Source organism: Microvirga sp. BSC39, assembly GCF_000739015.1.
GTDB lineage: Bacteria > Pseudomonadota > Alphaproteobacteria > Rhizobiales > Beijerinckiaceae > Microvirga.
Window position 1 is genome coordinate 1 of sequence record NZ_JPUG01000017.1, and the last position, 3,243, is coordinate 3,243.

3 protein-coding genes are annotated in these 3,243 nt (G+C 62.2%); 1 reads left to right on the plus strand and 2 read right to left on the minus strand.

Annotated features, from left to right (window positions below; all coding sequences use genetic code 11):
* Positions 1-133: 133 nt before the first annotated feature.
* Both MA07_RS01460 and MA07_RS01465 read right to left on the minus strand, forming a co-directional pair.
* A complete protein-coding gene (locus MA07_RS01460) occupies positions 134-1,318 on the minus strand; it encodes a metallophosphoesterase (RefSeq protein ID WP_036346074.1) in 1,185 nt (394 codons plus the stop codon).
* A gap of 335 nt (positions 1,319-1,653) precedes the next feature.
* Complete coding sequence (locus MA07_RS01465; RefSeq protein ID WP_036346080.1) at positions 1,654-2,127, minus strand: VOC family protein; 474 nt, start codon at positions 2,125-2,127, stop codon at positions 1,654-1,656.
* Between the two features lie 653 nt (positions 2,128-2,780).
* Here MA07_RS01465 and MA07_RS28395 point away from each other — a divergent pair.
* Positions 2,781-3,243, plus strand: a 463-nt coding sequence (locus MA07_RS28395; RefSeq protein ID WP_152568680.1) for a glycosyltransferase family A protein, incomplete at its 3' end; no start/stop codon positions are given.

Sequence of the window (3,243 nt, forward strand, 5' to 3'; positions counted from 1 at the left end):
GTCTGCAACGGGTCAGGCAGTGAAGTTCGTTCACTGGCAGGAACGTCCGATCTTCCTGTTCAAAACAGAAGTTCGGCCCCACCCGGGATGTACCATAGCTGCCATTCCGCTGGGCGGCCTTCTCATCGTGAATTCAGCCTGCGGTGGCCGGAGCAAGCGTTCGCTCTGAACTCGTCGGCGCATGAGCGGGCGAACGATCCTGCGGTGACGCGCGTCGCAGGGTGATGCGAGTCAGCTCAGAGGGACGCCCGAGCCTCAAGGCAAAGCCGGGCCATAATGCCGTGCCGTTGTTGACGTAGAGTGTCATGCCGCCAACCTGGTACCGACCCGAGACGAACCCGTTGTTGGCGCGCGCAACTAGCCGGTCCAGTCCTGGGATCATACCACCGTGGGTATGCCCCGAGAGTTGCAGCGCCACTCCCCGTGCGGCCGCCTGCGAGGCGTTCCTCGGCTGGTGATCGAGCAGGAGGATCGGCGTTTCGGACGGCGCGCCCTCAAGCGCGGCCGACAGGTCCGGTGCGGGATGGAAGGATCGAGGCGCCGATAAGTCAGTGACGCCGGCCAGCACGAGCGATCCGCCATCACGGTTCAGGACCGTATGATCGTTGACGAGCGCCTGCATCCCCAGGCTGGCGTACTGGAGCATCCACTCCTCGTAGCCGAAGAAGTACTCGTGATTGCCGGGAATGACCCAGACGCCGTCCTTCGCACGCAGTCCGCGCAGCGGTTCCACGTCGGCACGCCGCGCGCCGAACGAGCCGTCGATCAGATCGCCGGTGACCACGATCAGGTCGACACCGAGCGCGTTGGACCGCTCGACCACCGCTTGGGTCCACTCCTTAGGGAACAGGCGGCTGATGTGCAGGTCGGTCAGTTGCAGGAGCCTGTAGCCGTCGAACTGAGGCGGCAGGCCTGGGATGGCGATCTCGATATCGTTGAGCGGGGGAACACGTGTCGCCTGGTACACGCCGACTGCCGAAAGCAGCATGGCCGCCATCGCGGTCGTGTAGCGCACGCCGACTGGTATGGCTCCGCCGCCCCGAAACAGACGTACGATCAAGGTGGTCACATCGAGGGCAATCTGCATCACCGCCAGCAGCGCGATTGCCCCGACAGCCCAGCTGAACACAAGCACGAGAGCACGGGGAAACTCGGGCGCGAAGACAGAGCCGGACGAAAGGCGGCTCCAGAGATGGGATTGCGAGGCCACGAGCACGGCGATGGCAAGGGCAATCTTCCCGCCCAGCGCCCACGGAAGCGGCCACACGAACCGCGCCAGCACATAGAGGGCGGGCAGTGCGAAAGTCAGGTGAAACATGAACGCCCTTGAATCGAGGAGCTAGTGACTGGAACGGTTTGTTGGAAGTCCGAGTACTAGAACGGTCGACGGGGCCGGTACAGAGCCCGTCGCGCAGTCCCTAAAGATCCGCCGCAGGATTGGGCACTCGGCGCGACGCTGTCACCTCACGATGTCGAGACCCGTTCCTAGCACCTCTGCTTCAGAATTCCTCTCTGGGTCAAACTGAGTAGCAGCAGAAGTCGGTGCGAAGGTCGGCTCATCCCAGCAGTGCGGAAGTACGGTCAAGGTCAGCCCAGTGCCAAGAGCTGACTACTGCTGCTGGCAGCGAATTTGCCGCCATCCGCGGTAGAGCATCAACCGCGCCGCGCAGCTTGGATCGCCGCAACGTCGATCTTCCTCATATTCATCATGGCATCGAACGCACGTTTGGCCTCGGCGCCGCCTGCTGCGAGCGCCTCTGTCAGCACGCGCGGCGTGATCTGCCAGGAGACCCCCCACCTGTCCTTGCACCAGCCGCACGCGCTCTCCTGGCCGCCATTGCCCACGATGGCATTCCAGTAGCGGTCGGTCTCCTCCTGATCGTCGGTGGCGATCTGGAATGAGAAAGCTTCGTTGTGCTTGAACGCGGGACCTCCGTTGAGGCCCAGACAAGCAACGCCCGCAACAGTGAAATCGACTGTCAGCACGTCGCCCTCCTTGCCGGTCGGATAGTCGCCGGGAGCACGGTGCACCGCATGCACCGCGCTGTCGGGAAAGGTCTCGACATAGAAGCGGGCAGCAGCCTCGGCGTCCTTGTCGTACCAGAGACAGATCATATTCTTTGCCATTGCACCTTCCTTCCGCTTCGAGGCCCACACCACAAACATTCTCGGCGCAAGCTCTTCCGAAATGGTTAGCGAAAACCTCTCTCCCTTGCGGATAGTGCCACCCCGATCACCCAAGCTCAGGCGAATGCTGAACCAAACCACAGGACCAGAAATGCCATAAGAACAGCAACGGCACCCCACTCTGCGGAGTTCAAGCTGAAGGAGGGTGCAGGGGATCGTGTACTTTTGCTCATCGTCGCTACAGGCCTGTTAGGAGTTCCGCCATGTCCGATAAAGCCGCAAGGCAGCTTCGTGCTTATGTTCGATTGATAAGCTTTCGTGCGCCGTCCGGCTGTGCCGGAGAACACATGCATGACGTGTTGACTGCCATGCGGGTAGAGGTCCCGACCGGGACAAGAGGTGGGATTCCACTCACCACTTGTAGGCGTCAGGGGTGCCGGTAGGTCCGCTGCGGGTCAAATTCGGCCGAGTAAGCGGGGTTGTGTGAAGGTCCGTTCATCCGAGCGATGCAGACGTACGGTAAAGGTTGACCCTATGCTAAGCGGAGACAATCCCGGCTCAAGGCGTCTCGAACGAGTCTCGCCAGTTCCGGCATCCCCTCCTCGCTCTATCTCATCTCCACCCGTCAAGCGAGGTCTCGCGGAGTTGTCTCAATGCCCCCTTTGTCCCCTGAACGTGACCAGCCTCTCGTCTCCATCATCGTGCCCAGCTATCTCAGCACGCCCGCTCAGGCCGAGTTGCTCCATCAGACCCTGCAATCGGTCTCTGCCCAGACCTGCCCGGATTATGAGGTCATCTTGGTCGACGACGGCTCGCCGGTGCCTGTCGCGCCAGTGGCTCCGCCCTACCCACGAACCACAGTCGTGCGGCAGGACAATGCGGGCCCAGCAGTCGCCCGCAACACCGGGATCGCCCGGAGCCGGGGGGGCTATCTGGTCTTCCTTGATGCGGACGATATCCTGCTCCCCTGTGCTCTTACGGCCGGGCTTGAAGCCCTGGGGAGGCGTCCTGATGCCGGGTTTGCGGTAGGTCCTCGCGAGGAGATGACGTTTGAGGGTGAGCCGGTACCATGGCCTGTATCTCCACCCCCGCCACAGGCTGATATCTATCTGCCTC

What these genes read in the sequence shown, in the direction of transcription:
- MA07_RS01460 (WP_036346074.1), bottom strand. Translation starts at nt 1,318, where the DNA reads ATGTTTCACCTGACTTTCGCACTGCCCGCCCTCTATGTGCTGGCGCGG.
- MA07_RS01465 (WP_036346080.1), bottom strand. Translation starts at nt 2,127, where the DNA reads ATGGCAAAGAATATGATCTGTCTCTGGTACGACAAGGACGCCGAGGCT.